Here is a 25,605-nt window from a genome sequence, read left to right on the forward strand (position 1 = left end):
CTTAGAAAAGAGAGGGTGTCCCATCTTGCTCCAAATGGGACACACCGCGAATGCTTCCTTTCTACCCAAGGAGGTTTTTATATGCCTCTCCCAAATAAAGATTTGTAATGGCTATTCTTTATGACCCTACCATAACCTGCATCAAGGAGGGATACCTTAGGTATCCCCGAACCGACCCTTTTTCCGTGAACGCTTTTGCGAGCGTTAGCGAACAAAAGGGTTCCATGAAACCTTTTCGGGCGAGGGGGCTACGCCCCCTTACGGTAACCCCCGAGGGTTGACACCCTACGGTACCTGTGCAAAGGAGATGCTCTCAGCATCTCCGAACCTACCCTTTTTTTGGATGAAACCTTTTCGGACGAAGCCTGAAAAGGTTTCCGTGAACGCTTTTCGGGGGCGTAAGCCCCTGAAAAGGGTTCTCCGAAACTGTTATAAACCATCTGAGTTTAGGAGAGTTCACAACATCGGAGGAGTCAGATATGAAAAACAAAAAAACAAACCCTGAACTGGTGAATCTGATTCTCGAGCTGAAGAAGAGGGCAAGAGAAACAGATGCACCAATCTGGCGAGATGTTGCACTTCGTCTTGAGGGCTCAAACAGAAATCGAGCTGAAGTGAATGTGAGCAAGATAGACAGATTTGCAGCATCTAACGAAACCATTGTAGTGCCAGGAAAACTGCTCGGTGCTGGAGAAATCAAGAAGCCAGTGACAGTTGCAGCCTATAGTGCGAGTGCCAGTGCAAAGGAAAAAATCACAAAAGCGGGTGGAAGAGTACTCACACTCAGAGAGTTGATGGCCGAAAATCCGAAAGGCACAAATGTGAGGATTCTGGGGTGAAACAATGATAGTGATAGATGCAACAGGCAAGATTCTGGGGCGACTATGCTCAGAGGTGGCAAAACTGCTTCTTGATGGTGAAGAAGTGGTGGTGCTCAATGCAGAGAAAGCAATTATAACTGGCTCAAGAGAGCAGATAATTGAGGATTACCTGAAGAAGAGGCATGCTGGCAATGTGAGAAAAAGGAAAGGGCCATTTTACCCGAGAATGCCAGATAGAATTCTGAGACGTACGGTGAGGGGCATGCTCCCCTATGCAAAGTCAAGACGAGGCACCGAGGCGTATCGACGCCTAAGGGTTTACATTGGAATGCCAGAAGAATTCAAGAATTACAAGATAGTGAGTGTGCCAGAGGCGGAAGGCAAAGGAAAAGTGAAATTCATATCTCTGGGTGAGTTATCTAGAGAACTTGGAGCTAAATTTTGAGGAGGTATTTGAATGAATGTTATCACAACAAGTGGAAAAAGAAAAACTGCCATTGCAAGGGCATATGTGCGTGAAGGCAAGGGCAGGGTTAGAATCAACAAAGTTCCAATAGAAATTTACCAGCCAGAACTCGCAAGATTGAAGGTGATGGAACCATTGATTCTTGCGAAGGAAAAGGCGATGAAGGTGGACATAGATGTGGTTGTGGAAGGTGGCGGCATCATGGGACAGGCCTCAGCAGCTAGAACTGCAATTGCAAAAGGCCTTGTGAAGTTTCTGGGCGATAAGGAACTCGAGGAACTCTTTAGGAAGGTGGACCGCAACCTGCTTGTGAGTGACCCGAGAAGAAAACTACCGAAGAAGCCAGGTGGTAGAGGCGCTAGGAAGAAACGCCAGAAATCATACAGGTGAGGAAGATGATAATCCCAGTGCGATGTTTCACCTGCGGAAAGGTGATTGGCTCCTACTATGAAGTGTTCAAGCGCAGGGTGGAAAGTGGAGAGAAGCCGGGAGAAGTTCTGGACAGCCTTGGCTTGAAAAGATACTGCTGCAGGAGGATGCTGCTCACCCACGCAGACCTCATAGACGACATCGCAAAATTTGACTGAAATTTTTTCCCTTTTTCCTTTTATGAAGGTCTGGTACAAAGGCAGGAAAATTGAGATTTTACCTTCAAAAATCGTGTGTGTTGCCAGAAATTATGCTGCTCATGCAAACGAGATGCAGGAAAATCTCCCATCAGAGCCAGTGTTCTTTATCAAACCTCGTTCGGCCCTGGTGCCTCACAAAAGCACCGTGGTTCTGCCTGCCTATTCAAATCATGTGGAGCATGAGGTAGAGCTTGCTGTGGTCATAAAGCGAAGGTTGAAAAATGCAAAAGAGGTAAACTTAAAGAAGGATGTAATGGGGTTCTCAATAATTCTAGACATGACAGCAAGGGATGTGCAGAGAGAGGCGAAAAACCAGGGATTGCCATGGACAAAGGCAAAGTGTTTTGACACCTCTGCTCCTTTCGGACCGAAAATCGTGGAGCCAGATAAGTTGGACTGGAGAAAACTGGAAATTTCGTTGAGAGTGAACGGTGAGTTGAGACAGCAAGGAAATACAAGTCAGATGGTCTTTGGAATTGAAGAGTTGATTGCAAAGGCATCAGAAATTTTCACACTTGAGCGCTACGACATCATTGCTACAGGCACACCCGCGGGTGTTGGTGTCGTGAAGCCAGGCGACATTGTGGAAGCTGAAATTTCTGGCATAGGAAAACTTTGTGTGAGAATAGGCCCGCCCAAAAATTCATAATCCTTTATTCCTTAAGGCATGCCATGAACTATGAGGAGTTTCTGAAGGCGAAAGGGCTGGAAACAGGAGACACAATTGCAGTTCAGACCACTACAGGCATTTTTCAGGGTATCCTCATGCCCCACCATGAATTTAGTGATGAAGGAGCAATTGTAGTTAAACTCAAAAATGGTTACAACATTGGAATTGCAATTGAAAAAATAAAGAGTGTTGAGCTTGTCCAGAAGCGAAAAATTCAGGAGGAAAAGGAGGTTGCTGTTGAGCAGAATCCAGAGTTGCCTAATGTAGCAATAATTGGAACTGGAGGCACGATTGCAAGTTATGTGGACTACCGCACAGGGGCAGTGCATCCGGCCAAATCACCAGGTGAACTCGTGAAAGCGATGCCAGAGCTTTTCAGGATTGCAAGGATTTCTCCTGAGATTCTCTTCAGCGTTTTGAGTGAGGACATGAATGTGAAAATGTGGCAGCAGATTGCTGAGAGAATTGCAGAAAAGTTCAGTAACGCAAGAGGAGTGGTAATTACCCATGGCACGGACACAATGGGCTACACTGCTGCTGCCCTCTCCTTCATGTTTTCTTCGCTCCCAGGGCCAGTGGTTCTTGTTGGCTCTCAGCGTTCCTCGGATAGACCTTCCAGCGATGCCCATCTTAATTTACTCTCAGCAGTTAGATTTGCAGCCAGTGCAGAGGTTGGAGATGTTTGTGTTGTCATGCACGAAAACAGCTCAGATACAAGATGTGCAGTTCATCTAGGCACCAAAGTGAGAAAGATGCACACGAGCAGGAGGGATGCGTTTAAAACCATTAACGCCGAGCCAGTTGGGTTTGTGGAGGGTGAGAAGGTTGTGGTGCAAGGAGTGCGAAAGCCCGGGTTGCTGAAGTTCGACACAAAGCTGGAAGAAAATGTGAATTTGCTTTATTTCTATCCAGGAATGAGCGAGAAGCTTTTCAGAGCATTTTTTGACGGTGCAAGAGGTGTTGTGATTGCTGGTACAGGGCTCGGGCATGTGAATTCCAAATTTGTGCCCATTGTGAAAGAATACATCGGCCAAGGTTGTGCTGTGGTGATGACCTCGCAATGCATCCATGGTACAGTGAATATGAATGTTTACTCAACTGGTAGAGAATTGGTAAGGGCAGGGGTGATTGATGGAAAGGACATGCTTCCAGAGACGGCGTATGTGAAGCTGATGTGGGTGCTTCCCCGTGCAAAGAGCCAGGAAGAGGTAAAGACATTGATGGTGACAAACATCGCTGGTGAGTTTTCACAGAGAAGGGAGGTGTGATGATGGACTGGCTGGCTGTTGGATTGAAGGTGGGGCTTGAAATTCATCAGCAACTGGATACAAAAAAACTTTTCTGTGAGTGCGATTCAGAGCTAAGCGAGGAAGTCCTGACAACATTTCTGAGAAAATTGAGGGCTGCAGAGGGGGAGGAAGGAGAGATAGATGCAGCTGCAAGGGAAACTGCGGAGCGAAACCTAGTGTTTAAGTATGAGGTTGTTAAAGGGAGCACATGCCTTGTTGAGTGTGATGAAGAGCCACCGCATGCTCTAAATCCAGAGGCGCTGAAGGTAGTGCTGAGCATCGCAAAGCATCTGAATGCAGAGGTGCTTGACGAAATTCATGTGATGCGGAAAATTGTGGTGGATGGGTCAAATACAACCGGATTTCAACGGACTGCGCTTGTTGCTGTAAACGGAAAATTGAAGGTTGATGAAAAGGAAATTGGGATTCCGACAATCTGCATTGAAGAGGATGCAGCCAGAAAAATAGAGATGCAGGGGCAGGAAGTGACCTACCGTCTTGACCGCCTGGGCATTCCGCTCATTGAGATTGCCACAACGCCTGATTTACACAGTCCTGAGGAGGTAAGAGAAGTGGCTGAACGGATCGGTCTGATGTTGAGAGCAACCAAGAAAGTGAAGCGGGGAATAGGGACAATCAGGGAGGACCTGAACATTTCAGTAGGCGGAGGAGCAAGAGTGGAGATAAAAGGTGTCCAGGAACTTAATTTATTGCCAGAGTATGTGAAAAATGAGGCGATGCGACAGTTGAAACTGGTGGAAGTATCTAAGAAGCTTCAGGAGAGAGATGCGGTGGTTGTGGATGAGATTTTTGATGTGACAGAAGTGTTTGAAAAAACTGGGTCGAAGGTAATAAAAAGTGCACTGAGCAGTGGTGGCAAAGTAATGGCTGTGAAACTTCTTGGCTTTGCAGGACTTTTAGGAAAGAAATGGGAGGAAACCCATCGGTTGGGCTCTGAGCTTGCGCAGCATGCAAGGGTGTTTGGCTTAGGGGGCATTTTCCATTCTGATGAATTGCCGAATTATGGAATCACGGCTGAGGAGATTGTAAAACTTCGTGAGAGGCTCTCTCTTGCTGAAAACGATGCCTTCGTGCTGGCTGCAGGTGAGCCAGAAAAACTGGAAAAGGGATTGAGGGCTGTAATACAGCGAGCGCGAGTTGCAATTGCGGGTGTGCCAGAGGAAACAAGGGACCCATTGCCTGATGGGACAACAAGATACAGCAGGCCATTGCCAGGTGGTGCGAGAATGTATCCAGAAACAGATGTGCCTCCGATCCCTGTAACTCCTGAACTTCTGGCAGACCTGATTGTTGTTGAGGAATTTGAGGAGAAGGTTGTGAGATTCACAAGGGAATATGGAATAAGCGATGAGATTGCAAGGCAGATAATAAGGGATTGGAAAGACATTGAGTTTGAGTATCTGGCTGGAAAGTTTCCTGCGGCTGTGAACGAAATAGCAAGGGTGCTGACAAACACATTGGGAGAGATGAAGGGGCGCGGGCTGGATGTTGAGCGATTGAGCCAGGATGTGCTTGAGGAAATTTTTTCTGCCTATACTTCTGGAAAATTTGCCAAGGAAGGAATTGAAAAGGTGATTGAGGCGTTCCTGCTGGGTGCCACCACAATTGAGAAAGCGATTGAGAAATCTGGCGTTGCCAAGCTTTCGGTAGAAGAAGTTGAGAGAATTGTGGGGGAGTTGTTGGCTGCACATCCAGAGATTCGAGCGAAACCAAATCCAGAGGGAGCATTGATGGGCCTAGCAATGGCAAAATTGAGGGGAAGGGCAGATGGAAAAACAGTAAATGAGATTGTGAAAAGAAAGCTTAGCGATAACCCTCCAGCTTGAGCAAAAATCCCTTGCAAAACGCTGTAGCCGTATCCTTGTTGGTCTCATAAGTGAGCAGGAATCCTTTGCAGAGTAATTCTATCTCGGTCTTCCGTGCTTCGTCTACATTTTGCATACAATTTGTAATTGTTTTGAGGGATATATATAATTTACGGAAGATACACAAATTATCTGGCTATTTCTGGCTTGAAATGAAGGTAAGGGAAATTTTTTGTCTTCTCACGCACATAGTGAACGACAAGAATCCAGATATAACAGTTCATGGGGTTTGGTGAGGAAAAGAAGAAAATCAGTGGAACCTTATGACGCCTGTATGTGATCAACAGACCCATAAGGCACAATGTAGTCAATGGAAAAATAGATGGCTAGAACACAAATGCAGTAATGAAATTTTACTGGAAGCTGGTCTAATACAATCAGTCCTAAGATTAGAATAAAATATAGGTTATTTGTGAGATTACATTCTAATGGTTTATGGTAGATGGATGAATGTTCTTCTGACAATATTACATTAAAAAAATTGTATAAAAAGTTTTTTACACTGCTTTCAGCTTCTTTCCAATCTTCTCGTAGGCAGCAAGCACCTCGTTCAGGTCTTCTTTTGTATGTCCAGCATTCATTATGTTTCTGATTCGTGCCTTGTCTCTTGCTACCATCGGGAACACGATTGGCAATGCAAACACGCCTTCTTCAAACAGCATCTCGCTGAACTGCTTTGCCAGATCACTCCTGCCAAGAATCACAGGAATTATCGGGGTTTCACTATTACCAGTGTCATATCCCATGCTCTGCAACTCTTTTCGCACATACTTTGTGTTCTCCCATAGCTTCTGGACATGCTGTGGCTCTGTTTCAAGCACGTCGATTGCTGCAATACATGAAGCGACAGTTGCTGGTGGTGCACTACCTGAAAGCAACCATGTTCTGGATTTGTTGTAGGCAAAGTTGATCAGATCCTGAGTGCCAGCAATCATTCCTCCGACAACGCCAAGGGCTTTTGAGAATGTGCCCATTTCCACATGGATTTTGTCTTCTATACCAAAGTGGGAGCCAATCCCTCTGCCTCCTTCACCCAGCACGCCTTCGCCATGGGCGTCATCAAAGTAGGTCATTGCTCCATATTCCTCAGCCAACTTGCAGATTTCTTTTGCTTTTGCAATGTCTCCATCCATGCTGAAAACAGCGTCAGTCACAATCAATATTCGTCTTGCGCCTTCCTTATCGGCCTGTTTGAGTGAATTCTCCAGTCCTGCCATGTCATTGTGCGGATAGATGTATCGCTTTGCCTTTGTCAGTCGCACACCATCAATTATGCTGCCATGGTTTAGCTCATCTGTGAGAATTGCATCGCCCTCTCCAACAAGCTGTGGAATCAGTCCCGCATTTGCTGCAAACCCTGTCTGATAATACAGTGCTGCCTCTCTCTTCTTGAACTTTGCGATTCGCTTCTCAAGCTCTATGTGTAAGTCCATTGTCCCTGCAATTGCCCTCACACTGCCCGAGCCAGCACCATGGGTATCAAGGGCTTTCTTTGCAGCCTCGATGAGCTTTGGATGGTTGCTCAGATTCAAGTAGTTGTTGCTGCAGAACATTATCACTTTCTTCCCGTCCACTGTTAACCTGGGCGTTGAAGGTCCCTGCACTACTCTGATTTTCCAGTCAAATGCCTTCGCCACAAGCTCCTCGTACTCTGTTTTCAAAAATCCTACTGGATCTCGTTTCATTTTTTCACCTCACATGAACATTACCACTTTTCCACTTTCGCCTGAGCGCATTTTCTCCATTGCCTCAAAAAACTGCTCAAATTTATACCTATGGGTTATAATTTTCGCAATCCGCTCTCTGAATTCTGGAATTCTGTAAAGTCCAGCCATTCTGTACCATGTATCATACATCAGCCTTCCGTTTATTCCCTGAATTGTAGCGTACTTGAAGACAACGCTCTTTGAAAGGTCAAGTGTGAGGGGTTTTGCATAAACTCCAAGCAGGGAAATTTTCCCGCCAGGGCGCAGAATGTCGAGCCCGAGTTGCACTGCATCAGGCGTCCCTGCGGTTTCAAGGACCACATCCACTCCCTTGCCTCCTGTCTCCTTTTTCACAATGCTGAGCACATCGTCATCGGTAGAGCTGAGGGCATAGTCAGCACCCACTTCTTTTGCAAGCTTTATTCTGTAGGCATTTCTTCTCCCAATTGCAAAAATTCTGCTTGCACCACAGGTTTTTAGAATTGCTACACACATTGCACCGATTGGTCCAAGCCCCAGCACGGCAACATCCCTTCCCACAAAATCAGTAGAGAAGGCAGTATGCACAGCATTTCCAAGGGGGTCTTGCACAGAGCAAAGCTCTGGTGGGAGAGAAGGGTCGTTGTGCCACACATTTGATTCTGGAATTGAAATGTAGTCAGCAAAAGCCCCATCTCTGTCCACACCGAAAATTTTCGTGTTGAGGCAGATATGGGCAAGTCCATTTCTGCAGTTAAAACAATGTCCACAGGCGATGTGGCACTCACCAGACACAAATTCACCAACTTTCACAAACCTCACATTTTTTCCAATCTCCACAACTTCACCAGCAAATTCATGACCATACACAAGCGGAAGCTTGAGCCGATTTTTTGCCCAGTCATCCCAATTGAAGATGTGCACATCAGTGCCACAAATTGATGCCACTTTTACTTTAATCAACACATCGTTTGGACCCACATCAGGCACCGGAACCTCTTTGAATTCAGTTCCGTTTGCCTCACCTTTAACCTTTACTACAGCTCGCATTTTTTCCATTTTTTCACCTCTGCCAGTTCAAACTTGCACTTTCTTTATCGTGCAAGTGTGATACCCCGTGATAACCGGCAAGTACTTCCTCTCTTTAAACCTATCTGTAATCTCCAAGCCGAATATATCGAACTTCAGTGCGGAGATTGAGGCAAGTTTTGCAGGAGTAGCAATTATCATTATATCATCCAATTGAATTTGGGAAAGCACTGCAGCACTTATCTGCTGGTTTCCCCTGCCAAGCACAAAACCCTGGCCGCCTATCGGACTGAGCACGAGCTTAACTTTTTTGTATTTCGGTATCAAATCCAGCAACTCCTTCTCACTTACATCTTTTGCTACGAGCGTTTTGTTAGCGACACAATCCACACCTAGAATGGTTTTTTCAAGCCTGATTTTCTCAAAAACATGGGCAGTTGTGGAACCTGGGCCAAATACAAATAGAGTATCTGGTTCTTTCTCCATTTCTTCAATCACATGTTCTGCAATTCCATCCAGTAGTTCGGTCTCATCCACCTCAATCACGGTTTTGCTGGTCTGTACAAATTCTGGTTCGGAGGGTGTGAGTGCGAGGGCATAGAGCTTAACTCTCCAGGTGCCTTGTCTGTAAGCTTCCTCGTCCACATCCATTATTTCGCTCTCCCGAAGCCGCAATTCTCCATTGATAAAGTCAGCCAGCACATGGGCACAAGCTTGTGGTGTGGTGGCGAAAACACCGGAGTGCATTTTCACACCTGCAGGGATTCCGAGCACTGGGATTTTGGCTCCAACAATTGAAGCAATGTCTCTGGCTGTCCCGTCACCTCCACAAAATAAAATTAAATCGCATTTTCTCTCAATGAACTCTCTGACTGCATTTAATGTATCCTCTGTGGTGGTTGGCTCCTTTGGAATATAAACTATCTCTGGTGTTATCCCTGCCTCAATACACAAACTAGCACCCATGGGGTTACCTGCAACAAACCACACTGGTTTGTGTAAGTTCAGAACTTCGCTGTGTTCAGCAACCAATGTCTGAAAAAACTTTCTTGCTCTTGCTTCTGCAACTGGCTTTGCACCTCTTTTCAATGCTTCCTCCACGACATTATCTGTACCTTTCAGTCCAACACTCCCACCCATTCCTGCAATTGGGTTCAATACAAAGCCAAGTTTCAGCATCAAACAGAAGAAGAAATGGAAGATATAGAAGTTTTGCCTTATTGCTCTCCTTTTTCACTCTTGATTTTCTCTCGCAGTGCCACCAGTGCCTCTCTTTCCTTTCTAATCTTCTCAGCCAATGTATTCAGTTTTTCTTCCCTTTCTGCGAGGAATCGTTCTTTTTCAGCAAGGGCCTCTTCACGTTTCTTTATCTCCTCTTCCTTTGCAGCAAGATCTGGGGTTACTACCTCGCCAGATGCCTTCTCCTCAAATGCTTCAATTCTGGATTCTCTTTCGAACAGTTCCTTCTCTTTTTCTTCAAGGGTTTTAGCATACTCTTCCTGCTTCTTTTCAAATTCTTCCAAAATTTTTTCTCTTTCCTCAAGGTGAGCAAGCTTTGCTTCATACTCTCGCTTTGCTTTCTCCCCTTCAACATACTTCTCCTCAGCTTTCTTAAGGTTCTCTTCCAAAACTTTAGAGCTTTCTATTATGCTCTTTTCCCTGGCATCGAGTTCTTCAGACTTCCTCTTTAGCTCTTCCATTTTTTCATTGTATTTTGCTTCAAACTCCTCATATTCCTTTTTCTTAGCTTCAAACTCACTTCGTAACTTTTTGTATTCATCTATCCTTTCTTGAAGTTTTTCAATACGCTCAGTTGTGTTTCTTTCTCTCTCTTCGATCATCTCCTCCCTTTTCTTGATTTCCTCTTCTCTCTTTGCAAGATTTTCTTTCTGGAGTGTGATTTCCTTCAAAAGCGTCTCTGCTCTTGCCTCCTTTTCAGATGCTTGTTTTAAAAGTGCATTTACCCTTCTTGTTTCCTCTTTCAATCTTATGAGCATCTTTGCGATTCTCTCTCTTTCGTCAGGTTTTTTCTTCGTTCCTTGCTCAGCGGTAATTTTCTCTTCCGGTGGCTCAGCCATCAAAACGCCTCCAAAATCAGGATAGCACAGGTGAGAGATAACCTTTTCTGTTGGGTTTACCTGCCTTAAGGTAATTGTGTCAATCTGCCTCTTACAACACACAGAACTGGCTGTCATTTATTGGATGAAATCATTTCGGGCGTGCCTGAAAAGGTTTCCATAAACGCTTTTTGGACGAGGGGCCTTCGTCCCCCTAATGTACCCCCTTTTCCGTGAACGCTTCGGGGACGGAAGCCCCTGAAAAGGGTTTGCGGGGAGCCGGATTTGAACCGGCGAATGCCTACGCAACAGGATTCTAAGTCCTGCCCCTTTGACCAGGCTTGGGAATCCCCGCCCGTTCCGTAATTCTAATTTCTGCCTCTGCTCTTCTCGATGGAAGCTTCGCAAACTGTTTTACCCATGTGTAAACAAAGAATGTAGCCCATACTGTGGGAATTGTGATGAGACACAGATAGATAAATACATGCCAGGGATTCGTGGAATCTAACCCCCATACTGGGGAGCCAAGAATTGTTGCGATTGTGTTGGGAACGATGGCTGCAGTGCTTAGGATTGCAAGCCAGGCAGCAATCCATGTAATTCTGTTATTTAACTGCTGGAGTTGGTTGTTGTAGATTGTTTGCACAACCTCAAGCCCGGAGGAAAGCACCTCAGACATGTGTTCTGTGATGCCAATCTGTCTGTTTACATCCTCTGCTAAAAGTGTAATTTTTGCCAGTAGCTTGGGATTGTCTGAAATCAAGTCGGCATCACCATATCTCAGGGAGTGGATTACATCCAGCGATGCCCAGAGCACATTCATATACTGGATTATCATCTTCTTTACCCTGTGAATCCCTCTTGCGATTTCTATCCCTGGTGTAGATGCTTCTGCCATAAGGTCATTAAGTGCATCTGCAGATGCTTCTATCTTTGAGAGATACTCAAAGTTCCTGGTGTTGCTTTCATCAATCAGCCGTGAAATAATTATTGTGTTTTTGTCTTCAATAGGAATGTTTTTTGGAATTTTTTTGAAAAATATGTCTGCATATCTTCCGAATCTAAAAAACCTTATAATTTTTTCTGTGTGAATAGTAAGCACGAGACCTTTTCTTATGAGAATAATAATTGGAAGAATGTGAACTGTGTCTTTTTCTACATGAACCGCTGGGAGTTTAATTCCTAATTCTGTGTCAATGTCAAAGTAGCCAGATAATCCTTCCTTGATAAGTGTTTGATACAGATTTGAAGAAAAGCCAAATATAGTCGCAATTTTTAATCCCTCATTCTCAATGTCATCAACCCTGAAGTTTACCCATGAAATTGTGCACTTCTCTATTTCATGCAGGAAATCTGGTGCGTTGGACGAAGAACATCTGGTGGTTTTTCCCTCCGGATTTACACCTACAAAAAGCCCGTCGTGTTCCATAGTTGTTCCGGATGTTATACAAGATCCGTTGTTTAATGCCATTTTCCACCTCTATTTTGAGAGGTAGCCCCGGCAGGATTCGAACCTGCGTCGCAGGATATCTCTGGCACGAGGGGGCTGCGCCCCCTTACGGTAACCCCCAAGGGTTGACACCCTACGGTACCCGCATTAAGGGGATGCTTTCAGCATCCCCAAACCGACCCTTTTTTCCGTGAACGCTTTTGCGAGCGTTAGTGAGCAACAGGGTTCCCCGAACCCGCCCATTTTGGGTCGTACCATCTTTTGGATGAAACCTTTTCGGGCGAGGGGGCTGCGCCCCCTTACGGTAACCCCCGAGGGTTGACACCCTACGGTACCCGCATTAAGGGGATGCTTTCAGCATCTCCGAACCGACCTTTTTTTTGGATGAAACCTTTTCGGGCGAAGCCTGAAAAGGTTTCCGTGAACGCTTTTCGGGGGCGTAAGCCCCTGAAAAGGGTTCCTCCAGAGTCCCGCATGATTGACCACTACACTACGGGGCTATCTGAAATTCCCGATTTCAAAGAGGTATATAACCATTTTTAAAGCTCATTCAGAAACTGCTTTTCTTTCATAAGGTTCCATATAAACTTTGTAACCTTCCTCCCATCTTTCGTCAGAGAATATATCAGCCAGTTTCCGTCATCTCTGGATTCAATCAGCCCTGCATCCTTTAGCACGCTCAGGTGATAAGAGAGCCTGGAATCTCTCGTGTGACAGATTTCTTTAATTATACAAACGCAAAGGTCCTGGTGATGAAGCAGGAAGAGAATTTTGATGCGGATGGAATCGCCCAATGCATTAAACACTTTTTCCGCTTTTCTCAAGTTCTTTTCATTAGGTAAACTCTCGCTTAATCCGTCAATTCCACCTCTGGTTCGTAACCTACACTCAATTTCTTTTGGAATTTTCATGTTCTCACCATTTCAAATTTTGTTGAAATGCCAAATTATATATACACATTGTGGTTAACCCATTGATGAAAACATGGCAGATATAGTTTACGATGCAATTATTTCTGGGGTCTATGCAGTCCTTGATTACCTATCAGCTCATGTGCTCACATGCCTGATTCCAGCATTTTTTATTGCTGGTGCAATTGCTGCATTTGTGAAGAAAGATGCAATTTTGAGGTATTTCGGCAATGATGTGGAAAAATGGAAATCCTATGGCGTTGCCTCAGTTTCTGGTGGTGTGCTCGCTGTCTGCAGTTGCACAATTCTCCCAATCTTTGCTGGAATATACAAAAAAGGTGCAGGTATAGGGCCAGCCACTACTTTTCTTTTTGCAGGGCCAGCTATCAACATTCTTGCAATTATATATACTGCTCAGATACTTGGGTATGACCTCGGGGCTGCAAGAGCGATAAGTGCTGTGCTGATGTCTGTGGTAATTGGAGTTCTCATGAGTATTCTATTCAAGAGGGAAAGTGGAGGGGAAAGGCCAAATCTAAAAAGCAATGAGAAGGGCAAACCAATCTGGTTAATCTTAGTTTTCTTTACTTTGCTTATAACTATTCTGATTATAGGTGGGGCAAAACTAGAGCTCTGGCTGAAAATAATGGTCATGCTTTTGTTAGCAGTTGTTCTGGGTTTGCTCTGTTATAGGTATTTCACAAAGAAAGAGATGAAAACATGGGGCACGGAAACCCTGGACCTTGCAAAGAAAATTTTTCCAATTCTGCTGGCTGGAACATTTGTGCTGGGAGTTGTTGCCTACTTTCTTCCTCCTCAAACCTTTGCTCCGTTTCTTTCTGGTAATTCAATTTCTGCATGCTTCACTGCAAGCATAGTTGGGGCTTTGCTTTACATGCCCACACTGCTTGAGGTTCCGATTGTTGGTACAACATTGGGTTATAACTCAGGAATAATCGGTGCAGGACCTGCGATTTCGTTGCTTTTAGCGGGGCCAGCAGTAAGTTTGCCGAATATGGTGGTGCTTTACCGAATCATCGGGACAAAGAAAACAGTTGCGTATCTTGCTCTCGTGATTGTGATTTCTGCATTCTGTGGCTACATCTTTGGAAACATAGTGAGGTGGTGAGATGGAAAAGAAAAGTTTGTCGTTGCTGGATAAATTTCTGACGCTCTGGATTTTTATTGCGATGGGGATAGGAATAGGGGTTGGATATTTATTTCCGGGCGTGGCTGAAGTCCTGGATTCCTACAGGATAGACACAGTGTCTATTCCAATTGCAATTGGCTTGCTCGTAATGATGTATCCTCCGCTTGCAAAAGTAAAGTATGAGGAGTTGAGCAGGTTGGTTAAGGCAAAGGAATCTAAGAAGGTGTTTGGGACTTCTCTCATTCTCAACTGGTTAATAGGACCTGCTCTCATGTTTGTTCTTGCGTGGGTCTTTTTGCCAGATTTGCCGGAGTTTCGGATTGGCATAATCATGGTTGGGCTTGCGAGATGCATTGCAATGGTGCTTGTGTGGAACCAGCTTGCAGAAGGAGACACAGAATATTGTGCAGTTCTTGTGGCCCTTAACTCCATATTCCAGATATTCATGTATTCATTCCTTGCCTACTTCTATGTCACACTCGTCTCTGGATGGATTTCTGGCAATAGTGAGTATGTGCATGTTTCAATGGTGGACATTGCAAGAAGTGTGTTTATTTTTCTGGGCATTCCTTTCATTGCGGGTATTGTCACAAGGTTTGTGCTACTCAAGAAGAAGGGGAAGGAGTGGTATGATGGTTATTTTGTGAATAAAATCGGTCCGATTGCTTTAATTGGCTTGCTATTCACAATTGTCGTGATGTTTGCGTTCAAGGGATTGTACATTGTGCAACGCCCAATGGATGTGGCAAGAGTTGCCGTGCCACTCGTGGTTTACTTTTTGCTGATGTTCTTTGTTTCCTACTACATTTCCTACAAGCTGAAATTCAATTATAGCATTGCGACCACGCAATCGTTCACAGCGGCGAGCAACAATTTTGAGCTGGCTATTGCAGTATGTATTGGTATCTGGGGCATTGGCTCACTCCAGGCATTTGCTGCGGTAATTGGACCATTGATGGAGGTGCCTGTGCTGATTTCACTCGTGAATGTAGCCCTATGGATTAAGAAAAGGTATTATAGCGAACATGGGTCACCAAAAGAGGTGAAAAAATGAAGATTGAGGTTTTAGGTGGTGGATGTGCAAAGTGCAGGCGATTGAAGGAGAATGTGAAGAAGGCGTTGGAAGAGTTGAAAATCAGTGCAGAGGTTGTGGAAGTGAAGGACATTGCGAAGATAAGTGAGTACGGAGTGATGATGACGCCAGCACTTGTGGTAGATGGAGAGGTGGTATCGGAGGGCAAGGTTCTGGAAGTAGCGGAAGCCAAAGAAGTGTTGAGGAAAAAGTAGAGGCAGGCAGAAGAATCTAAAGTTTTCATGTTTTTTCCCAGAATTCTATCTCACCCGGGACTACAAAGAAAACAGAGTTCACTTCGATCTCTTCTTTTTTAATTCTTTTTATTTTTCCATATTTCTCCGTATCTCTTACAATTAACTTTTTTAAGAGGTGCTCCAATTCAAATGCAATTTGCCCAGAGGTGACAGGAATTTTCTCATCCATATTCGCAGTTTTTATTTTGTGTTCATCAAAATTGTATTCTCTACGCTTGGCTTCTTTGTAGATTTCGAGAAGGTAAGCGTTGATTGCAAGAATAGGGTTTTTGTGGTTTTTGAAGCGGATTAACTGAGGATGTTGTCTGTAGCCCCTTGTTTTACCTTCAAGAACCTTTTTGGCTAATAGACCCTCTCTCCAGACTGCCAGGAGACCAATTCTGTCGAGATATTTTGGATGAATTGACCATAGGCGCATAGTACCCCAGAGTTTAACTTATCTATGATATTTTTGGTATTATTAAGGATACCTGCAGGGTACGACCTCGTCTGTTTCTATCATTCTAAAAACAATTGAGAAAGTAAACTAAATGCTCGGCCACGAAATTCTTTTATACCACTCTGACATTGGGGAGAGTGATGAAGACATATCTTACAGTAACATTTAACAGCGAAGGCGAACTTCCATCGAAGATTGCGGACATTTTATACCAGATGGGCTTTCGCCCAACCCAGGGAAATTACGACTTTGTCTATGAATGGAAGACAAGCGTGAACCTCCAGGAAACGATTGAGCTAGTTAACAGGGTCCAGAACGCTTTGAGAGGCACAAACATTCTTCTCAAATTTGAGACAATCTAAGGGCTAAAAGATAAGAGATTTTTCGAGATTGTGCTTTTGAACGAAGTTGATGGCATCTCCTATGTTTGCAATCTCCTCAATTTCGGTGTGAACATCGCTGCCGATGCTAAGCTTTAGCATTTGCCCATAATTTCTGAAAAAGTCAGATGCAATCCTGTAGTATGGCATGTCGAATCTGCGGTATCTCCTGCTCGTGTCCAGTTCTATGAAAATTCCATGGGTTGAAAGAAATTCTGCGAGCACATCGTGTTCTATTCCCTCAAAGTTTTTGCCTATGTCGTTGTGAGCGAGTCCAACTGGAACATTGAGCTTATCAAGGAACGGAAGCACATCCTGAAGTGGAATCCCATCATGTGCTTTATCGTTAACATACTCGAGCAGTACGAAGTCCAGTTGATTGAGAAATTCGTAGTTGTATTTCTCTAACTGAAAATCTGATAGTGAACAGTCAATTTCCACGCCTGCATACACACGAATAACATAGCTGTATTTTTTTTTGAGTTGGGCAATTTCCAGGAGATAGGATTTCTCTGCATATCTTTGGATTGCGGTAGTTTTATTTGTGAGGTAATGGTCGGCAAAACCAACAACATTGATTCCATAGTGTATTGCTGCTTCTATGAGTTCACTGGGAGAAAAAATTCCGTCGGAATATTTCGTATGCAAATGTAGATTCATTTTTTCCATTTGGGTCGCCTTATCCCTGAACATTTCCTTTTTCGATTCTCGCATATTCCTTCTCTATCTTCTTAAGCACTCCCTTACCACCCACTTTTGTGTAAAACTGCTTTGCTTCCTCTAGAAGTTTTATTGCTTCTTCGTTTCTCCCACTATCTATGTAAACCCTTGCCAGGTCCACTTTTGTACTATAAAAACTGTCTATTTTTTCAATTTCTTGGTAAAGTTTCATTGCCTCCATGTATTCTCGCTCCGCCTCCTCGAACTTCTTTGAAAGGCGGTAGATTTCGCCAAAGCCAGAGATTACTCCCGCAATCAGTTCCTTGCTGCCCGTTTCGTCAGCAATTGCCTTTGCCTCTTTTATCAATTCCATTGCCTTTTCCAGATTGCCCATCTCCGCATAGGTTGTTGCCATGCTGTTGAGGGTGCTGGCATACATCCTCTTTTCACCAAGTTCTCGAGAAATTTTTATCGCTGTCTCATAGTACTCTAGGGCGGTCTTGTAGTCCTCTCTGTCTTGGTAAATGGTTCCGATGTTGCTTGTAGCCAGCATTTCAGAAGTTCTATCTCCAATTCTTTTCGAGATTTCCAGGTCTTTTTTGTAAAATTCAATTGCCTCTTCATCTTCCCCTTTAAGTGTGTAGATGCCAGCAACATTGTTGTAAATTGTAGAGACACCTGAGAGGTCTCCAATTTCCTCATACATTCTTTTTGCTTTATCGTAGAATTCGAGGGATTTTTCCACCTCTCCCATGTCTCCATAAATTATGCCAAGGTTGTTGTAGGAGCCAGCAATTCCTTTCTTCAGATTGTGTTTTTTTCTGATTTCCAGTCCTTTTTCTATGTACTCTTTTGCCCGCTTTAGGTCGCCAAGGAACCAGAGTCCAGTGCCAAGCCGATGGTAGGCCTCACCAACGAGAATCTCATCACCCGCCTGTTCGCTGAGTTCCGCAGCTTTTTTGTAGAAATCGACTGCAACCATGTATTCGCCCTTCTTTTCATGCACCCAGCCCCTGTTTCTATAAATTTCACTCTTCAGCTTTGCGTCTTCACCTGCCAGAGATAGAGCATTCTCCAGGATTTCTATGCATTTTGAGAAGTCCCCTTTTTCCATGTAGGGATAGCTCATTTTTATGAGGAGCCCGATTCTGGTTTTTACTTCTTCTGTGTTCTGAAGGGCTTTTTCGTATGATGAAATTGCCTTATCAAATTCTGCAAGTGTGGAGTAGCAATCACCAAGCATCCTGTGGATTTTCACGACAAAGTCCTTTTTTACATTTTCATCTGGAATGTTTTCAAGAACACCAACAGCTTCCAGCAGATTTTGCAGTGTCTCCTCAGTAGCATAGTTTGCCATCGCAAATTCTGCTGCAAGAATTTTGTACTGAACACCTTTTTGGGGCTCCCCACCTAGAATGAAATGGCGTCCGATTTCGGCATAGTATTTTTTATCCTTTCCATGGAGTTTTTCAAGCTCAGTTCCTGCCTTCTTGTGCATCAGACGCCTTCTAGGTGCGGAGGTCTCCATGTAAATAACTTCGTAGACAGGATTATGCACGAATTTATACACTTCTTCCTTTGCATGTGCCTGCTCTAGATAGCCAGTGGCAATCAATTTATCCAAAATGTCTAGGAGTTTATCTTCATCCATCTCCACAGTATTCTTTAGGGCTTCATACTCAAAGATTCTACCGAGAATGGCACAACCTCTCAGCACCTTTTTTGTATCTTCGTCAAATCTGCTTACTCTTTGCGAGATTATGGTTTTAACTGTACCAGGGAGCTGGATCTCGCTTATATCCACCTTGAGTTTTCTTTTGGTGACATCAAATAAGTCCTGCTCTTGGATTGCTCTGCCCACTTCCTCCACGAACAACGGATTTCCCCCAGTCCGCTCATGTACTTCCTCTACAAGTTCCTTAGGCAATTTCCAAGTTCCTAGAATTGCACCAAGAATTATGGAGACATCGTTTACACCAAGTGGGGAGAGAACGATGCCCATGCAATTTCGCTCAATGTTGATGTTGTGAATGGTCTCGGTAAATGGTGTGTTCCCCATCACTTTTAAGTACTCGTCAGGATAGGCCGCAATAGCAAGAATCCGCATGTCCGAGATTGCTCTGGAAAGATAGTGCAAGAACGAGAGCGTGCCGGAATCTGCCCACTGTACATCGTCAAGTATGAAAAGGATGGGGGCTTTCTGAGAAATTTCAGTGAATTTTCTGAGGTAATTTTCCAATACTCTGGTTTTTTCCCTTGCAACACTAACGCTTGTTTCCTCCACTATTTCAGCACTAGCACCACCAACCAGTGCAAGGGGAGTGTATGAATCATCTGCCTCTCTCTTAGAGTATTTTTCAAGGACATCTGTAATCGGCAGGTAAGGCACCGCCTTCTCATCAAGGCAACGACCAAAAAGCACAGTAAAACCTTCTTTCTCCGCATACTTTGAGATTTCAAGAATAAGACGAGTTTTTCCTATTCCTACAGGGCCAGTAATAAAATACATTTTGCCTCTACCATTCCTTGCGGATTCCAGTCCCTGTTTCAGTTCCTGGATTTCCTTATCTCTGCCTACAAACGGAATTTCCATGATTGAAAGAATATGATACTGTTAGAAAAAGTTTGTCCTCAGAGGACTTGTAATCTGGGGATTTTGTAAAAATTTTTACAGAAAATTATTTATGTTTCCGCACATATATGATGAATACATAACGAAATTCCTAAACCTGAAATCAATCGGGTAAACATTCAGCTAATGTTGATGGTTCATAGGGGGAATCTTATTGAACGAGATGAGTAGCAGGGAATCAGAATCGGAAAATTGTCTATGTGAGATGATACTAAAGCACCTTATGAAAAGATTTGAGAGAAAGAATGCCAAGGCAGTGCTGTTGGGGCAACTTCATGGGAGAAAAATATCAGTGCTGATTTGGTCTCATATAACAGCTGATAAGCATGCCCAGAACATAGGGAATTGCAATGCGAAAATTAATTTGAGTGAGAGAAAAATCAGAAACCTTGAGGAGGGAAAGAAGTTCAGAATTTCAAGGGAAGAAATAGAAGGACAGTTTGCAGAGGGTACTGAGAATGAACCCATCTTGCAGATTCTGGAAGACATCGATGCCTGGGGTAAAATAATAGAATGCGGAGATATGAAACTCTGTCTCATCTTCTTTTTGACTGGTGAGGAAAGCAAGATAAAGGAATACTTGAATTTTTATGCAGCCCTTGCGTCACATTTGGCATCAAGCATCATTAGGGGTAGTGTAGAGCCAAGATTATATGACATTATAATAAACGGAATACAGGACCTTTTTGCGATCCAGGACCCAGAGCATACAGTACTTTATACAAATCTTGCCGCTGCGAAGTCGGTGGGTAAGAAGCTGGAAGAACTTATCGGCAGGAAGTGCTATGAAATCTGGCATGGCAGGGAAACCCCCTGTGAAATCTGTCCTGTTCGCACGGCAAAAATGAGCAAGAAATTTGAGGATGGCATTGTATCTGGAAAAGATGGCAGGGTTTGGTACATTAGAGCATATCCTATTCTGGACAGTGCTGGAGAAATTATGGCAGTGATGGAGATAACATCTGAACTTACAGACCTTGTGACGCTCAGAAAGCAGTTTGCAACTGTGGAAAAGGACTACAAGGCAATCATTGACAATGCAGTTGCTGGCATCTATAGGTCAAGGTTGAGTGATGGGCTTGTCGTGATGGCCAACGATGCATTTGCAAGAATGGTGGGCTGTGAGAAAGGGGAAGATGTGGTCGGCAAGTTTGTGGCAAGCGAACACTATGTGGACATATCACAGAGAATTGAAATCATAAACAGGGCAAAAAGCGGGAAATTACCAGCAAGTGCAGAAATAAAAATGATAGGTGTTGACGGCAAGGTCCGTGTGCTTCTGGTTCATGCACGTGTTGTAAATGTAGGCAACGAGGAATTTTTTGAGGGCATGGCTGTGGACATAACGGAGAAAAAGAATCTGGAGGAGACATTGACGCTCTCCAACAGGTTGCTCCGCATCTCGTCTGATGTGAGCATGGCAATTGCATCATTTTCAAGCGCGGATAAATTTTTGAATAATGTGTTCGTTTCTTTCATGAAAAATGGTTACGATGCCTGTTTGTTCTTTCTGAAAAATGAGAAGAATGAAATTGAAGTTATGAAACCGATTGAAAAGATTGGGTTTCTAGAATCTCTCGCACATAAACTTCTTGATAATGAGTATGCTAGAACTGTGATATCGCAAGGGAAAAAAATTCACATGATTAGACAGCACCAGGGAGAGGAGATGCGGCGTTTTCTCGCTGAGATGGATTTATCTGAATTCGTTCTTCTTCCAATAGTTGACAGAGGCAAAATCAAGGGTTCTCTGTTTCTTGGCTATGTCGGTAAAAATGCGTTTACATCGGAGGAAATTGAAGAGCTTGAGGTGATTGCAGGAAATATTGGTTTCGGGCTTGGGGCAATGAGGGATAGAGAGGAGAAGAGACGATTGGAGGAGGCATTAATTGAAAATGCAGAGCGTCTCAAACAGATTTCTGAAAACATTACTGATGTGCTTTGTATAATAAGCGAGAAGGGTGTAATTGAATTTATTACTCCGTCAGTAACTGAGCTTACTGGTTTGCCAGTAGAGAAACTAGTCGGGAAGGATGTGCGAGAGCTTCTTAAAAGCCAGGATTATGATATAATTCGACAGGAATCCTTAAAGGCAATGGAGTTGATGGTTCCGATAAATTTTGAGGTGGGACTTCCTTCTTCGCATAGAGGCCAGGTTGAATGTGAAATTTCAATTGTACCTTTTGCCCATAGAAAGAGGGAGAAAAAACTTATTGTTTCTGTTAGGGACATTTCTGACAGAAAACAGAGAGAGCGACTTACAGTAGAAATTGAGAAACTCAGAATCCAGAGTTTGATGAGCACAGCGATACCGATGTATTTCAAAGATGCACCTTTCTCTGTTTACAATGTTGTAATGGAAAAGTTCGGAAAACGGTTCGAAGAAACATATTATGCCGATTTCTGTAAATTCAAAGATGAAATGCAGGGTATGAGTGACATTACAGACATAACTGTTTATTTGATGTGGCTCGAGAAACTACTGAAGCAACTGGGGGTGAATGTGAAATCAAGGAGAGTAGACGGAAATCTTATTTTGGAGTTTCTCACCTGTCCCTGGCTAGAAGAGGCAAAAAATTATCCTGTGATGTGTGGGATGTGCAGGGGATTGGTGTTTAGAAGTGCATCATGGGTGGGTGATGTGCTGTTTCACGAGCAACATAAGAGTATCGCAGGTGGTGAAAAAACCTGTATGTTTGAGGTTGAAATAAGGACAGAGAAATAGCTAACAGCCAGATAATTTGTGCAAAATCCTTAAATACTGGTTGCTCGTTGTAAGTGTGGTGATATCCATGGTATCAGAGGAAAAAGGAGATAACATAATACTCGTGGGCAAAAAACCACCAATGAACTATGTGTTGGCAGTGGTGACTCAGTTCAACAGTGGTGCTACAGAAGTCGCAATAAAAGCGAGAGGCAAAGCTATCAGCAGGGCAGTGGATGTAGCAGAGATTGTGAAAAACAGGTTCCTGAACACTGTGAAGGTAAAGGAAATCAGGATAGGCACAGAAACAGTCACGAACCAGGAGAACAAACAGACAAATGTTTCTTCCATAGAGATTTATCTTTCCAAGTAAACCCGAGTTTGTTTTTCTGTGATTTTCTCTATTTTTGTTTTTTCTGTCAATATCTATTTTCCATGTCGAGTTGTTTTATTCTCCCACGCACATAACCAAACGCAAGGAAGGCAAGCGCAATCGCAAATACAAAACCAATAAGGCCTGAGTACCAAAGGTCCCCGAGAATTGCTCCCAGAGAAGCGAATAGGTTGAAAAGTGCATGAAGACCCATTGCACCTAGTAGCATTAAGATACCAGTCCCATAACTTCCCCTAAGATAGATGCAAGCCAGTCCATAGCCAGCGATTCCAGATGCAGAAGCATGCAGAATTGTAGATGAGATACTTCGCACAAAAACTAGTATGGCAAAGCTCTCGAAATTTCCGGAGAGAGCAAACTCCCATTCATAAAATATGTTCTCTGTGGCAGCGAACCCAAGCCCGGCAGCGGCCCCATATATGAAACCATCCTCAAATTCGTCGATCTGAAACTTCGCTTTGGTGACAGCAGATAACTTCGCAAGTTCTTCTACGAATGGTGCAATTACACAGGCCATTATAATTCCTTCTAATACAGCATGTTCTCTTAAAATTAGATACATTCTTTCAATCTGAATTTTATAAACGAAGTAGAGAATCAACTCAAAGATTATCGCAATCACCACTGAAAAAAATGCCCCTCTGGCAAATACACTGAGTACCATGCTCCATGGCTCCCTGTTGAACTTCTCTGTATTTCTGATAAATATCAAGTAGATAAGGGAGGGCAAGAAGCCAGCTAGCACAAGAAGGAGAAATCTCAACAGGAGATCTGAGAGAGTGCTCACGAACGAAACAATAGAATCTCAGTATTTTAGAGTTTCTGCTTACTTCATGGTTTAACCAAAAATATTTATCATTAGAGTGAGATAAGGGTTCAAGATGCGTGTTGAATCCCTTAGAAAGATGCCAAAGCCAGCACTCCAGGAAATTGTTGATGGAATAGCTAAGTTCCTTGAACTCAAGGTTGAAACCAGGTTTATAAAAGGAGATTTTATTGAGCTTACAGGGAAGCTGAAGAAGGAAGGTATTGAAAAGAGTTTTGTTCTTGTCTTTCACACTGGTGCCACACTCTCAGAAGAGTTTTTAAATGCATTCAAGAAAGTGCTTAAAAAAGAGAATGCAGAGGCATTGGTTCTTACCACTGGAAAGGTTTCCGGTGAAGTTGTTGATGAAAACCTGCAAATTTATTCGGGTAAGGCACTTGAGGACTTTCTTGAGAGCAAGGGGTTCGTTGAAATTTCGGAAAAATCAGCTGTTCCCGACTTTGATCAAATTGGTGGGAAAACCATTACATCAGATAAACAGAAAGTGGGAAGTCAGAGTTCACTGCCTAGTGCTGGAGCGCTGGAGAAGTACATGAAAACAGGCATGAAATTTTTTGAGATGAAGGAGTATGAAAAGGCACTGCAGTGGTTTGATGAAGCCCTCCAACTGAAACCAGGATATGATAGAGCAATAAGTATGAAGGCCAGAACTTATATGGCGATGGGAAAAAACGAGGTTGCACTTGAAATTTACAAAAATGCACTAGAAATGATGCCTGATAAATACGAGTTATGGTATGAGCTTGGCGACTTATTGCATCAGCTAGAACGGTATGATGAGGAGTTGGAGTGTTACACTAAGATTCTTGAGAACAACAAGAAACTTGATAATGTCTGGAACAATATGGGTGTCGTGTATTTTATCAAGGAGAAGTATGAAGATGCCTTGTTCTGTTTCGAACGGGCAAATAAGCTCAAGCCAGGCACTCCCAACTACTTGAACAACCTTGCAACAGCCCAGAAGAAGCTCGGAAAACATGAGGAGGCATTATCTAGCTACAAAAAAGTGCTTGAAATTGCACCTGACTATGCAGATGTCCTCCTGAACATCGGTTTGCTATACAATGAAATGGAAAAATATGAAGAGGCCTACAGAAGTTTTAGAAAGTATCTTTTGAAGGAAAAAAATTCTGCAAAAGGCTGGCATCTGGCAGGAATTGCAGCAATGAATGCTGGAGCATACTCTCAAGCAATAAAATGTTTTGAAGAGGCCCTCAAAATTAAACCTGATTTGAAGGAGGCGAAGGAGGGTCTGAAGGAAGCAAAACGTAAGTTTTCCCAGAAAGGTGATAAGAAAAAGATTTCCGAGGTCGAGGAAACCAGAGTGATTGGAGGAGGGGTGTCGACGCCCGATGAATTACAGCAGGAATTCGGAGCATCAGAGGGAAAGAATTCTCTTGAAATTGAGAAACTAGAAGTTATTGAGAAAAGAGAGGAGAAAAAGGAAGAAAAGGAGGAGATAAAAAAGTTCGAGCTTGTGGAGATGGTTGAAAAGGAAAAAGAGAAAGACGAGAGAAATGTGGAGAAGCCACCAGAGCCCATAGAGGAGAAGAGGGTGGTGGCTGTGGATAATAAAGAAGGGGGTGTGAAAGGGCTAGCAGCGCTGGTATCCGCTATTGCAAAAGAATCGGCAATACCAGAGGAACAAATACCAAAACCCCAGGAAGAAGTAGGAGAGGTTTGGTCCCTTGTAAAAGAGGGTGAGTTTGAGAGAGCAGCAAAGATGCTGGAAGGTAAAGGTATGAAAAATCCGGCGATTGCACTTATTGCAGGGTATGCTCATTCTGGCACAGGTTCCTTCAAACTTGCATCTGAGTTTTTTGAGATAGTACTTGCCCAGCAGAAAATGCACCTGCCAGCCCTCTTCGGTAAGGAATTTACAGCATTTGTTTCTGGTGACTATGGTGCCTCACTATCTACTCTTGAACTCCTAGAAAAAAAGTTCCCAAGAAATCCAGCAATAATACTTAAAAAATGCCTAGTCCTTTATGCGAAAAAACAGTTTGATGAATGTGAAATTGAGCTCAAGAAGTTTGCAAGGGAGATGCAGCATAGCGAACTTTACTGGTTTATTATGGGCTCTGTATATCAGCAGAAGGGACACAAGGAAAATGCGCTCAAGTGTTTTGAGAACGCACTGAAAATCAAACCTGATTTTAAGGCAGCCAGGAAAAAAATTGAGGAAATGGAAAAATGAC

General features: G+C 43.5%; 25 protein-coding genes and 2 tRNA genes. 14 read left to right on the top strand and 13 right to left on the bottom strand.

The features are described from left to right. Nucleotides 1-479: 479 nt before the first annotated feature. Genes QXD64_00925 through gatE form a run of 7 tightly spaced genes read left to right on the top strand, consistent with a single transcriptional unit; the run spans nt 480 to nt 5,722 of the window. A complete protein-coding gene (locus QXD64_00925; protein MEM3395879.1) occupies nt 480-839 on the top strand; it encodes a 50S ribosomal protein L18e in 360 nt (119 codons plus the stop codon). 4 nt (nt 840-843) lie between these two features. Continuing rightward, entirely contained in the window at nt 844-1,266 is a 423-nt protein-coding gene (locus tag QXD64_00930; GenBank protein ID MEM3395880.1) for a 50S ribosomal protein L13, read from the top strand. Nucleotides 1,267-1,278: 12 nt separating this feature from the next. Further along, nucleotides 1,279-1,677, top strand: coding sequence for a 30S ribosomal protein S9 (locus QXD64_00935; protein ID MEM3395881.1), 399 nt, complete (start codon nt 1,279-1,281; stop codon nt 1,675-1,677). Nucleotides 1,678-1,682: 5 nt separating this feature from the next. Further along, entirely contained in the window at nt 1,683-1,874 is a 192-nt protein-coding gene (locus QXD64_00940) for a DNA-directed RNA polymerase subunit N (protein ID MEM3395882.1), read from the top strand. Between the two features lie 22 nt (nt 1,875-1,896). Further along, entirely contained in the window at nt 1,897-2,565 is a 669-nt protein-coding gene (locus QXD64_00945; GenBank protein ID MEM3395883.1) for a fumarylacetoacetate hydrolase family protein, read from the top strand. A gap of 23 nt (nt 2,566-2,588) precedes the next feature. Then, the gene (gatD, locus tag QXD64_00950; protein MEM3395884.1) at nt 2,589-3,854 is read left to right on the top strand and encodes a Glu-tRNA(Gln) amidotransferase subunit GatD; all 1,266 of its coding nucleotides are present in this window, start codon (nt 2,589-2,591) and stop codon (nt 3,852-3,854) included. A 2-nt stretch (nt 3,855-3,856) separates the two neighbouring features. Then, entirely contained in the window at nt 3,857-5,722 is a 1,866-nt protein-coding gene (gatE, locus tag QXD64_00955) for a Glu-tRNA(Gln) amidotransferase subunit GatE (protein ID MEM3395885.1), read from the top strand. Here the strand turns inward: gatE and QXD64_00960 are convergent. The 9 genes from QXD64_00960 to QXD64_01000 all read right to left on the bottom strand — a co-directional run bounded on the left by QXD64_00960 (nt 5,700) and on the right by QXD64_01000 (nt 12,893). Further along, nucleotides 5,700-5,837 carry a hypothetical protein gene (locus QXD64_00960; GenBank protein MEM3395886.1) on the bottom strand — a complete coding sequence of 46 codons (138 nt, stop codon included), beginning with the start codon at nt 5,835-5,837 and terminating at the stop codon, nt 5,700-5,702. The two genes, gatE and QXD64_00960, sit on opposite strands and share 23 nt — an antisense overlap. 421 nt (nt 5,838-6,258) lie before the next feature. Further along, nucleotides 6,259-7,446, bottom strand: coding sequence for a glycine C-acetyltransferase (locus QXD64_00965; protein MEM3395887.1), 1,188 nt, complete (start codon nt 7,444-7,446; stop codon nt 6,259-6,261). 9 nt (nt 7,447-7,455) lie between these two features. Then, entirely contained in the window at nt 7,456-8,505 is a 1,050-nt protein-coding gene (gene tdh, locus QXD64_00970; GenBank protein ID MEM3395888.1) for an L-threonine 3-dehydrogenase, read from the bottom strand. A gap of 18 nt (nt 8,506-8,523) precedes the next feature. Further along, complete coding sequence (locus QXD64_00975; protein MEM3395889.1) at nt 8,524-9,654, bottom strand: ATP-NAD kinase family protein; 1,131 nt, start codon at nt 9,652-9,654, stop codon at nt 8,524-8,526. A gap of 38 nt (nt 9,655-9,692) precedes the next feature. Further along, nucleotides 9,693-10,553 carry a hypothetical protein gene (locus tag QXD64_00980; GenBank protein ID MEM3395890.1) on the bottom strand — a complete coding sequence of 287 codons (861 nt, stop codon included), beginning with the start codon at nt 10,551-10,553 and terminating at the stop codon, nt 9,693-9,695. 249 nt (nt 10,554-10,802) lie between these two features. Next, nucleotides 10,803-10,887: transfer RNA gene (locus tag QXD64_00985), tRNA-Leu, on the bottom strand. Next, nucleotides 10,849-12,003, bottom strand: coding sequence for a CorA family divalent cation transporter (locus QXD64_00990; GenBank protein ID MEM3395891.1), 1,155 nt, complete (start codon nt 12,001-12,003; stop codon nt 10,849-10,851). Before QXD64_00990 ends, QXD64_00985 begins: the two co-directional genes overlap by 39 nt. Nucleotides 12,004-12,025: 22 nt before the next feature. Then, nucleotides 12,026-12,482: transfer RNA gene (locus tag QXD64_00995), tRNA-Gln, on the bottom strand. A 39-nt stretch (nt 12,483-12,521) separates the two neighbouring features. Then, nucleotides 12,522-12,893 carry a metalloregulator ArsR/SmtB family transcription factor gene (locus QXD64_01000; protein MEM3395892.1) on the bottom strand — a complete coding sequence of 124 codons (372 nt, stop codon included), beginning with the start codon at nt 12,891-12,893 and terminating at the stop codon, nt 12,522-12,524. 73 nt (nt 12,894-12,966) lie between these two features. Between QXD64_01000 and QXD64_01005 the strand changes: the two genes are divergently transcribed. Genes QXD64_01005 through QXD64_01015 form a run of 3 tightly spaced genes read left to right on the top strand, consistent with a single transcriptional unit; the run spans nt 12,967 to nt 15,330 of the window. Continuing rightward, nucleotides 12,967-14,022: a permease gene (locus QXD64_01005; GenBank protein MEM3395893.1), complete on the top strand. Its 1,056-nt coding sequence runs from the start codon at nt 12,967-12,969 to the stop codon at nt 14,020-14,022. A gap of 1 nt (nt 14,023) precedes the next feature. Continuing rightward, a complete protein-coding gene (gene arsB, locus QXD64_01010) occupies nt 14,024-15,097 on the top strand; it encodes an ACR3 family arsenite efflux transporter (protein MEM3395894.1) in 1,074 nt (357 codons plus the stop codon). Further along, on the top strand, nt 15,094-15,330 hold the full coding sequence (locus tag QXD64_01015) for a thioredoxin family protein (GenBank protein ID MEM3395895.1): 237 nt from the start codon (nt 15,094-15,096) through the stop codon (nt 15,328-15,330). Before arsB ends, QXD64_01015 begins: the two co-directional genes overlap by 4 nt. 25 nt (nt 15,331-15,355) lie before the next feature. Here QXD64_01015 and QXD64_01020 read toward each other — a convergent pair whose 3' ends face one another. Further along, a complete protein-coding gene (locus QXD64_01020) occupies nt 15,356-15,790 on the bottom strand; it encodes a pyrimidine dimer DNA glycosylase/endonuclease V (protein ID MEM3395896.1) in 435 nt (144 codons plus the stop codon). Nucleotides 15,791-15,951: 161 nt separating this feature from the next. Between QXD64_01020 and QXD64_01025 the strand changes: the two genes are divergently transcribed. After that, nucleotides 15,952-16,173, top strand: a complete 222-nt coding sequence (locus QXD64_01025) for a hypothetical protein (protein MEM3395897.1) — start codon at nt 15,952-15,954, stop codon at nt 16,171-16,173. A 3-nt stretch (nt 16,174-16,176) separates the two neighbouring features. On the opposite strand, the gene QXD64_01030 is transcribed toward QXD64_01025, so the two are convergent. Next, nucleotides 16,177-16,860, bottom strand: a complete 684-nt coding sequence (locus QXD64_01030; GenBank protein MEM3395898.1) for a PHP domain-containing protein — start codon at nt 16,858-16,860, stop codon at nt 16,177-16,179. 10 nt (nt 16,861-16,870) lie between these two features. Further along, complete coding sequence (locus tag QXD64_01035) at nt 16,871-19,444, bottom strand: DUF2791 family P-loop domain-containing protein (GenBank protein MEM3395899.1); 2,574 nt, start codon at nt 19,442-19,444, stop codon at nt 16,871-16,873. 262 nt (nt 19,445-19,706) lie between these two features. Here QXD64_01035 and QXD64_01040 point away from each other — a divergent pair, with 262 nt between their 5' ends. Together QXD64_01040 and albA are read left to right on the top strand one after the other, a co-directional pair. Beyond that, on the top strand, nt 19,707-22,208 hold the full coding sequence (locus QXD64_01040; GenBank protein ID MEM3395900.1) for a PAS domain S-box protein: 2,502 nt from the start codon (nt 19,707-19,709) through the stop codon (nt 22,206-22,208). 67 nt (nt 22,209-22,275) lie between these two features. Beyond that, a complete protein-coding gene (gene albA / locus QXD64_01045; GenBank protein ID MEM3395901.1) occupies nt 22,276-22,560 on the top strand; it encodes a DNA-binding protein Alba in 285 nt (94 codons plus the stop codon). A gap of 46 nt (nt 22,561-22,606) precedes the next feature. Here the strand turns inward: albA and QXD64_01050 are convergent, their stop codons facing one another. After that, a complete protein-coding gene (locus tag QXD64_01050; protein ID MEM3395902.1) occupies nt 22,607-23,368 on the bottom strand; it encodes a PrsW family glutamic-type intramembrane protease in 762 nt (253 codons plus the stop codon). A gap of 94 nt (nt 23,369-23,462) precedes the next feature. Between QXD64_01050 and QXD64_01055 the strand changes: the two genes are divergently transcribed. Continuing rightward, on the top strand, nt 23,463-25,604 hold the full coding sequence (locus QXD64_01055) for a tetratricopeptide repeat protein (protein ID MEM3395903.1): 2,142 nt from the start codon (nt 23,463-23,465) through the stop codon (nt 25,602-25,604). Nucleotide 25,605: the final 1 nt, after the last annotated feature.

Source organism: Thermoplasmata archaeon, assembly GCA_038874435.1.
GTDB lineage: Archaea > Thermoplasmatota > Thermoplasmata > Lutacidiplasmatales > SKW197 > SKW197.

Excerpts from the sequence above, each read along its gene's own strand:
- QXD64_00930 (MEM3395880.1), top strand. The coding sequence starts at position 844 with ATGATAGTGATAGATGCAACAGGCAAGATTCTGGGGCGACTATGCTCA.
- QXD64_00980 (MEM3395890.1), bottom strand. The coding sequence starts at position 10,553 with ATGGCTGAGCCACCGGAAGAGAAAATTACCGCTGAGCAAGGAACGAAG.
- QXD64_00945 (MEM3395883.1), top strand. The coding sequence starts at position 1,897 with ATGAAGGTCTGGTACAAAGGCAGGAAAATTGAGATTTTACCTTCAAAA.
- gatD (MEM3395884.1), top strand. The coding sequence starts at position 2,589 with ATGAACTATGAGGAGTTTCTGAAGGCGAAAGGGCTGGAAACAGGAGAC.
- QXD64_01030 (MEM3395898.1), bottom strand. The coding sequence starts at position 16,860 with ATGGAAAAAATGAATCTACATTTGCATACGAAATATTCCGACGGAATT.
- QXD64_01000 (MEM3395892.1), bottom strand. The coding sequence starts at position 12,893 with ATGAAAATTCCAAAAGAAATTGAGTGTAGGTTACGAACCAGAGGTGGA.
- arsB (MEM3395894.1), top strand. The coding sequence starts at position 14,024 with ATGGAAAAGAAAAGTTTGTCGTTGCTGGATAAATTTCTGACGCTCTGG.
- QXD64_01025 (MEM3395897.1), top strand. The coding sequence starts at position 15,952 with ATGAAGACATATCTTACAGTAACATTTAACAGCGAAGGCGAACTTCCA.
- QXD64_01005 (MEM3395893.1), top strand. The coding sequence starts at position 12,967 with ATGGCAGATATAGTTTACGATGCAATTATTTCTGGGGTCTATGCAGTC.
- QXD64_00990 (MEM3395891.1), bottom strand. The coding sequence starts at position 12,003 with ATGGCATTAAACAACGGATCTTGTATAACATCCGGAACAACTATGGAA.
- QXD64_01055 (MEM3395903.1), top strand. The coding sequence starts at position 23,463 with ATGCGTGTTGAATCCCTTAGAAAGATGCCAAAGCCAGCACTCCAGGAA.
- QXD64_00940 (MEM3395882.1), top strand. The coding sequence starts at position 1,683 with ATGATAATCCCAGTGCGATGTTTCACCTGCGGAAAGGTGATTGGCTCC.
- QXD64_01020 (MEM3395896.1), bottom strand. The coding sequence starts at position 15,790 with ATGCGCCTATGGTCAATTCATCCAAAATATCTCGACAGAATTGGTCTC.
- QXD64_00960 (MEM3395886.1), bottom strand. The coding sequence starts at position 5,837 with ATGCAAAATGTAGACGAAGCACGGAAGACCGAGATAGAATTACTCTGC.
- QXD64_01015 (MEM3395895.1), top strand. The coding sequence starts at position 15,094 with ATGAAGATTGAGGTTTTAGGTGGTGGATGTGCAAAGTGCAGGCGATTG.
- QXD64_00935 (MEM3395881.1), top strand. The coding sequence starts at position 1,279 with ATGAATGTTATCACAACAAGTGGAAAAAGAAAAACTGCCATTGCAAGG.
- QXD64_01040 (MEM3395900.1), top strand. The coding sequence starts at position 19,707 with ATGAAAAGATTTGAGAGAAAGAATGCCAAGGCAGTGCTGTTGGGGCAA.
- gatE (MEM3395885.1), top strand. The coding sequence starts at position 3,857 with ATGGACTGGCTGGCTGTTGGATTGAAGGTGGGGCTTGAAATTCATCAG.
- albA (MEM3395901.1), top strand. The coding sequence starts at position 22,276 with ATGGTATCAGAGGAAAAAGGAGATAACATAATACTCGTGGGCAAAAAA.
- QXD64_00925 (MEM3395879.1), top strand. The coding sequence starts at position 480 with ATGAAAAACAAAAAAACAAACCCTGAACTGGTGAATCTGATTCTCGAG.
- QXD64_01035 (MEM3395899.1), bottom strand. The coding sequence starts at position 19,444 with ATGGAAATTCCGTTTGTAGGCAGAGATAAGGAAATCCAGGAACTGAAA.
- QXD64_00975 (MEM3395889.1), bottom strand. The coding sequence starts at position 9,654 with ATGCTGAAACTTGGCTTTGTATTGAACCCAATTGCAGGAATGGGTGGG.
- QXD64_00965 (MEM3395887.1), bottom strand. The coding sequence starts at position 7,446 with ATGAAACGAGATCCAGTAGGATTTTTGAAAACAGAGTACGAGGAGCTT.
- tdh (MEM3395888.1), bottom strand. The coding sequence starts at position 8,505 with ATGGAAAAAATGCGAGCTGTAGTAAAGGTTAAAGGTGAGGCAAACGGA.